10 protein-coding genes are annotated in these 6,861 nt (G+C 39.6%); all 10 read right to left on the bottom strand.

Features of this window, described 5'->3' with window-relative positions:
• Window positions 1–143: 143 nt before the first annotated feature.
• The 10 genes from DW959_RS12450 to DW959_RS12405 all read right to left on the bottom strand — a co-directional run bounded on the left by DW959_RS12450 (window position 144) and on the right by DW959_RS12405 (window position 6,852).
• A complete protein-coding gene (locus tag DW959_RS12450) occupies window positions 144–647 on the bottom strand; it encodes a hypothetical protein (protein WP_117821965.1) in 504 nt (167 codons plus the stop codon).
• Window positions 648–682: 35 nt separating this feature from the next.
• Window positions 683–919 (bottom strand): hypothetical protein, encoded by a 237-nt coding sequence (locus DW959_RS12445; RefSeq protein ID WP_117821966.1) that lies wholly within the window; start codon window positions 917–919, stop codon window positions 683–685.
• 33 nt (window positions 920–952) lie between these two features.
• The gene (locus DW959_RS12440) at window positions 953–1,318 is read right to left on the bottom strand and encodes a hypothetical protein (protein WP_147340231.1); all 366 of its coding nucleotides are present in this window, start codon (window positions 1,316–1,318) and stop codon (window positions 953–955) included.
• Complete coding sequence (locus DW959_RS12435) at window positions 1,281–2,288, bottom strand: transglutaminase domain-containing protein (RefSeq protein ID WP_117821968.1); 1,008 nt, start codon at window positions 2,286–2,288, stop codon at window positions 1,281–1,283. Before DW959_RS12435 ends, DW959_RS12440 begins: the two co-directional genes overlap by 38 nt.
• 14 nt (window positions 2,289–2,302) lie before the next feature.
• On the bottom strand, window positions 2,303–3,133 hold the full coding sequence (locus DW959_RS12430) for a PP2C family serine/threonine-protein phosphatase (protein WP_117821969.1): 831 nt from the start codon (window positions 3,131–3,133) through the stop codon (window positions 2,303–2,305).
• A gap of 14 nt (window positions 3,134–3,147) precedes the next feature.
• On the bottom strand, window positions 3,148–3,900 hold the full coding sequence (locus DW959_RS12425) for a tellurium resistance protein (protein ID WP_118616305.1): 753 nt from the start codon (window positions 3,898–3,900) through the stop codon (window positions 3,148–3,150).
• 15 nt (window positions 3,901–3,915) lie between these two features.
• A complete protein-coding gene (locus DW959_RS12420) occupies window positions 3,916–5,214 on the bottom strand; it encodes a hypothetical protein (RefSeq protein WP_075720901.1) in 1,299 nt (432 codons plus the stop codon).
• Window positions 5,214–5,720: a hypothetical protein gene (locus DW959_RS12415; RefSeq protein ID WP_117821971.1), complete on the bottom strand. Its 507-nt coding sequence runs from the start codon at window positions 5,718–5,720 to the stop codon at window positions 5,214–5,216. Before DW959_RS12415 ends, DW959_RS12420 begins: the two co-directional genes overlap by 1 nt.
• Window positions 5,721–5,785: 65 nt before the next feature.
• Window positions 5,786–6,310, bottom strand: a complete 525-nt coding sequence (locus DW959_RS12410; protein ID WP_243023403.1) for a leucine-rich repeat domain-containing protein — start codon at window positions 6,308–6,310, stop codon at window positions 5,786–5,788.
• Between the two features lie 32 nt (window positions 6,311–6,342).
• A complete protein-coding gene (locus tag DW959_RS12405) occupies window positions 6,343–6,852 on the bottom strand; it encodes a hypothetical protein (RefSeq protein WP_118616301.1) in 510 nt (169 codons plus the stop codon).
• Window positions 6,853–6,861 lie beyond the last annotated feature (9 nt).

The raw sequence follows: 6,861 nt of genomic DNA, 5'->3' as shown, positions 1-6,861 counted from the left end.
CTGTTATTAGAATATTTAATCTTCAATCAAAAGAGAATATAATTCAATCTTATTAATCATATTTAACATATTTGTTGTTTCATCCAATTTTTCCTGAGCTTTTTCATCTGAAATCATAATGAACCTCCTTTATCTGTCGAACTTTATTTTCTCTTAATATTCATAACAAATATCGGATCAGCCTTCACAATATCCATAATCTCATCTCTGGTAGAATCATCAATATCCACATAAAACATGCCACAGTACTTGCATCTCTTTAACGAATACTTCTCTTTATACAGATGCTCATCACACACCAGACAACGATTCAGTTCACTGCATTTTCTGTATTTATATGGATTATTACTTCGTTCTAACTGCTCTTTTTTAGGTTCAAGGCTTTTCTTATATTTGTCAATGTTATCTCTTTCAATTTGTTCCGCAGTCTTTCTGCTCTCCTGCAATTTCTTAAAATCTTCAAGTGACTCTGAATAATCCATGCAATGACTTGAACCTATGCATTTACCCGAATAATTTGCTTTCCATCCACATTGTCCATCACGATAATGAATGCATCTCGCCTTATGTCTACGTGGATCATCCTCCTGTTTCTTTGCATATCCTACATGCCAAGGTGTATCAGGTAATCTATTATTTTCTACCATACTGCCACCTGCCTTCCTCAATTTACAATGCGTCTCTACTGCCATCCTGCCTGTTTACCAACTTCATCCCCCACAACAAATCCAATCAATGCAGAAAAATAGTTGATATTCTTAGTCATCAAGCCCATTACACAAATAACAATAATTGCTCCATTGCCTACCCATATTGCAGAGTTCCCCTGATTGTGGTTTTTTCTGACCTTATGTAACAGCCACTGAAGGGAAATAGTAAATATAAAAAATCCTACTGCATACAATATTGTCTCCAACATAAATTACCACCTTCTCTCAGATTTCGTCCGGTTTCAAGAAATGTCCACAATTACATCAAATACATCATCCCTGACACTACTCTCAATCGCCTGCGCCATTAAAAACTTCTCGATATTAGAAAGTCCCATTTTAAGCTCTCTTTCACTCTTAAATGGGACTCCCTTCATAGCCTCTCCAAGCCCTGCCTGAAAAAGCATCTGCATAATATTCTTTTCCACTGAATAAGCAGCTAATAAATCATTGCATAATGCGACACACAGTTTTCTATTCTGATATATATCGTATCCGTATCCCTCTGTCATTTTCTCAAATATCTTAACCATTTCTGCTGTGTGCCACATAATGTTTCCTCCCCAATACTTAGTATATTCTAATCCAGTAAGTTCCCACCTTCTCATTTGGAATCTGCTGGACTTTAACTGCCCTGCTCTGTCCTCCTGCTGCAATCTTTGCAACCATGCCTGCAAGCTCTGACCGTCTTAGTTTCGGAAATAACCCATCTATCCGAAAATATAATTTATTCCGACCTTGCTCTAGCTCTTGTGTTATATATGCTATCAGCTGACTTCTACTTCTAAATGTCAGCCTGTTTCTTTCAAAATAATTATCTTTTAATGAAATGCATTTCGGCATCTCATCTTCAAAGCTATGTGTTTTGCTTATAATTTCATCTGTAACATTGAAATAATCATATGCAATTCTTCCCTTGGAAGCTCCGATATCCCATGTTACATCCACCTGATATGGACTTCCACCAATATCAATAACATTCCAAGCATGGTGTTCTTTCTTACCACTTGCCTCTGCTTCTCCAGTAGCCACAATACACTTGATATCTACTGCATTCAGCAATACTTTTACAGCTTTGGCAATTCCCTCACACTGGGCTTTCTGTTTCGCAAAAACTCCTACAATATTATGTGAGAGAACTACTCTAGCTGGTTCGTCCATGTCTGCGCCTTTAAAATCATATTTCACATTTTTACAGAACCAGTCATGGACTCTTACTTCTTTCTCATAATCTGTGCCTTCTGTCAGTCTTAACTGTGCAGCCAGATTATTCACTGCGTTTTCTATGTTACGGTTGTACTTTCGAACAGTTTCCCTGCTGTAAAAATACTGTGGACAGATTGCTGTATGACCAAATGCATCCGTCGCCCAGTTACACGCAGATTGATTGACATAGTATATCAACGGATTATCCCTTGTCATTGCCCGGAATATTTTGTTGAATACTTCTTTTGATAGCTGCCCTTTGATTGGAATAGGAATGACATCCTCATGAGCCATCAGCCCATTGTAGAAAGCCTTGTAAACCGCCTGCTCCTGCTTATTCAGTTGTGCATAATAGTAGCGATCTACAATCACATCCGCTTCCTCCGTTATTTGTCTACATAAGCCATAACCACAGTGACATCATCACCACATCCAAGCTCACTCGTCTCCTTGAGCCACTTTTCAAGATTATCTCTTACTGCCTCGTATCCATGCTCGCCAATCATTTTATAGTACTCTCTGCAGGTTTTATGAAACTCCTCTTCGTTCACAAAACTGTTGGAAAATCCATCTGTCGAAAGCATATATAAATATGGCACATCATCTGCTGCATTCTTTCTCCTTACGGACGCTACCGATTTTCTCCATGCATCCGGTTTGGATAGAGAATGTGTCTCTGTGCCAAGGAACTTCTCCGGTTCTACCAATGGAGAAATCTCATCATCTGTAATATAGTTGATGTCGCCATCACCTATCTGAAATGAGAATACAAAGGTATCTGTAATCAGCATACCCAGAAGTGTAGTTCCATACAGAGAGTAAACCTTTTTCCAGTCGGTATTACCTTCTTTGTCTAATACGCTGCCATCTTTGTTCTTATAAAATGATTGTTTTACTCTTGCCTGCCATTCCTCACATATATCCTGTGCGAAGCGCATATCGCCTTCTCTGTTCAGAAATGTTACCAGATTCGTAAGACCATCCTTTTCTTTTCCATAATTGAGCAGATAGTTTTTCATTACTGTGCAGAAAGTATTTACCGCAATCAAAGAACCTCTGTCGCTTCTGGGGCACTTTGAACTGCCATGTCCATCTGCTACAGCTATAATCGTAATCTTATCTGAAATTTTTTCTATCTTGCAGTTATCTTGAAGAGGTAATCCATTCTTTTCGTGAGTAGCGCCTTTTACACTTTTGCCAAATACATAACGCTTCATGAAATCCCTCCTTTTTACCAAACTGCTCCATCGTCAAAGTCATCCGGACTAGGAATATTACTCATATCTATAACAAGTGGTGCTCCTCCATTTGCAGGTGCAAAAGGATCTCCACTGCCTGCAGGTGTAGATACTGCGTCAGCATTCATAGGTTTGCTTGCTGGAGCGGATACCATAGATGCAGTTGTAGACGCCCATTTAATCATCTTTGCAAGTGCAGCTGCATTATTTGCCTGTAATATCAGTTCTTTGTTACCTGTGAAGTCTTCAAGCACATCATCATCTGCATCGGAACCGATAGAAATCGCAATCTTAACTGCTTTCTTGAACCAAGGAAGTGCTTTTAACTTATTCAATCCATCCTTGTAAGAATCTGTTGGCTGTCCATCAGACAATAAAACAATTACCGGCGGCAATGCTCGTGTTGGCATTGGTGGAATAGAAAGCTGTGCTGCCAGTAATTCAAATGCTTTTCCCATCTCTGTTACACCATATGCTTCCAAAGGATTCCATGAATATTCCTCAACCGGTACAGGCTTTGCAGTAAGCCAGCTTGCCCCGGATGAAAATTGAAGTGCCCTAATAAGCAGCTGTGCATTTGGGTTATTATCCGCAGCTGATGCCATCTCCGGGATACACTCCTCAATAGCTGTATTTACCACTTTCATCTTTCCGTCATAAGACATTGAACCCGAACAATCCACTACCCAAAAGAAATGAATCGGTCTGCTTGCCAGTTCTCCACCCGGTCTTTGTAAATCTGCCATAACAATTTCCTCCTTTTACTTGAACTCTCCGACTGACTCGGAGAAATGTATTTTCACGCCTGCTGCAATACCTGCTGTCTTTCCTACTTCAACAGGAATCTGTGTTCCATCCGCTTTTTCATAAGTCCAGTTTAATTTATCTTCATTGCGGATTCCCCATAATGCAGGGTTCTTTGGATTCTGAACTACTTCTCCAACTACTGTTTCCATATCAAAATCACTATAAATGTGATGATGTAACAGCTTACTGTTCTGATTTAGTACCACGGTATTCTTTCCAATCACAATCCTTGTTGGTACTTTCACTGTCTGCTGACAATTCCAACATGTATGTGCCACACCATTTGCTTCCAGACTTTCATCATAGAAAACACTTGCACCACAGGTGCATTTCATCAACCCACTCATCATATTTGCAAACAGGTTCATCCATTCAGGCTCCGTTACACGCTTGCTTGGATTATTAAGTCCGACTGTAAAAGATTTGATAAACAGTTGGCGCAGCTGTTCCGGATATAACGGCCAATAAATATTGGCGTTATCATGGATTCCCGGTACTGGTCTGTTTGTCTTATTATCCGGATCAAATATAAAAATAGGATCAGTTCCATAGAGTTTTACTCTGGCTGCCATATCCATACACTTGATACTAGCTTCCTGCTTGCCTTCCAATGGGTGATTTACCATAAAGAGGTAAAACAGCAATACCGCTAATGAATATCTGTCCGTATCCCTTGATGGTCTCGCTTCACCTCTTACAATCTCAGGTGCCATAAATCCCGGTGTACCAAGCACTCCACCCGGTTTACTGTTACCATATGATACATTATCATTGTCGCAAATCAAGACATCTCCGTTATCCGGATTAAAGAAAAGATTTCCAAATGAAATATCCTGATACTTTGCCCCGGCAATATGTAGATTTCGATATCCTTTTGTAAGGTTAAATGCTGTCCTGCATATAACATAAAATGATGGATTTACACGATTCTTCATCAAATCCACTATGCTCTTATAATTCTTTGGACGAAGCGGCATGATATATCCAAACAAGTTTCCCTGTGACGGAACAATCAGTTCCATCGGCCAGAGAAACGAACTATCCGGTGCTCCCTTTGCAATAATCTCTTCCAATAATTTCTTCTGCCGTGCTGTAGCACTTCCCTTGAAATACCATTTCAACGCATAATGCTTTCCATCACATTCCACATCATAGACTTCACCTTGTCCACCGGCACCCAGAAGATTCACTACAGTATACTTATTTCCGCTTTCCGAAGTAAGTATTGTTCCGTTTTTTAACTGTCCCTCCATTATGGAATCTGCCTCCTTTGCTTCACAAGCTGTAATACTTCATATAATAGATTTCCATCATCAACATACATATTGTATGTTTTACTGCCAAACTGCAGTTCACAGGCATCTACATACGGAGTTACCGCTGTTAGATATCTATATGTTTTATCAAACCCCTTTTCAGAAGCTTGAAATACAATTCTCTGATTAGTCACATACAGGATTCCCCGATGCTGTACAAGCTCACCATGCTCAATAGGCTTCGCCACCCCCACATTCCAACGATTGCCTTTCAACAATCCAGGTGTACTGTGTCCCACATGCCGGTATTGCTTTACTACCTTGATTTCAAGGTTGATTGCTTTATCAATATAATGGATTTTCTCATCACGCTTGAGAAATAAGCTGTCTGTATTCAATATCGGTAATCTTCCTGCACAGATCTCGTTCTTCGCAGCTGTAGGAAGTATGGAATTTATCTTAGGTGGCTGATTATTGCCAAATATTGCATCCAATAAGCCCATACATATCACCTCTTTCCTGTATTCTATCGTAATTTCATGCTTTATGTGTCGCATCGCTGGCGACATTATACCAGCTGATACTTAATCTTATTCTTCTTGCAATACTGCTCTGCAAAAGAGCCAAATGAGCATTGCACGATAAACATATCATCTGTTCCCGTAAAAGCATCCTGACCAATCTGCTGTACACTATCTGGAATTATAATAAAATCAAGACTGGAGCAGCCGAAAAATGCACGTTCACCAATCGCATTCAGTTTTTCATGCAGCTCCACCTTTTTTAAGCCACTACAATTCATAAACATCCGATCAGTTATCCTTGCAATGTTATCCGGTATCCTAATATGCTCCAGCGATTGGCACTCTGCCAATAAATCATCACCTATCCCAAATACACTCTTTGGAATATCCAGTGTCCGTAAACCTGTTCCTTTAAAGGCTGCATCTCCGATTGTCTTAAGCAGTATCGGCAAGGAGATTGATTTTAAGCTGTTACAATTCTCAAAAGCTGAGTTTTCAATCTCTTCTACGCTGACTGGCAATACCACCTGATGTAATTTCTCACAGTCAGAAAAAGCATTTAACCCTATGTATTTAAAATCTTCCGTCAGAATTGCCTCTTCTATGGAAGATTTGCTAAACTGTTATCCGCAATCTCTATAACATTTTCATTGCCAGACCTATTTTGAAATATAATCGTCTGGTTCTTATCTCCAAGGAATCCTGTTACAGCCAGTCCGTTGCCTCTGCGACTTTTCTCATATACAAATAAATCTCCATATGATTTTCCCGAAGATGACTTATTATCTTTTATCGCCGGACCACCACCCTGCTTCTGCACTGATATGTCACAGGCTTTTCCCAATACTTTATTACCATAACAAGAACACCATACTGACACGACCCAATCTGCATTCACTCTGCTGATGCCATAGTCATCCATCAACTGCTTCACATACCGGAAAGCAAATGTATTATTAAGCAGATTTGCCTTCTGAATATCCTGTGCAATTCCCATGTTGTATGCCATGAGAATCAGATTGATATTCTTTGCATCTTCCGGAAATATATCTTTCACCAATGCAGTAAACTGTCGCTTATCATCTATTGAATTTTCATACTGTCGAAGCATTGCTTCAAA

Source organism: Clostridium sp. AM46-21, assembly GCF_003480025.1.
GTDB classification, from domain to species: Bacteria; Bacillota; Clostridia; order Lachnospirales; family Lachnospiraceae; genus Coprococcus; species Coprococcus ammoniilyticus.
The sequence above is the reverse complement of the archived record's forward strand: the minus strand, read 5'-3'. Positions and strand labels throughout refer to the sequence as shown.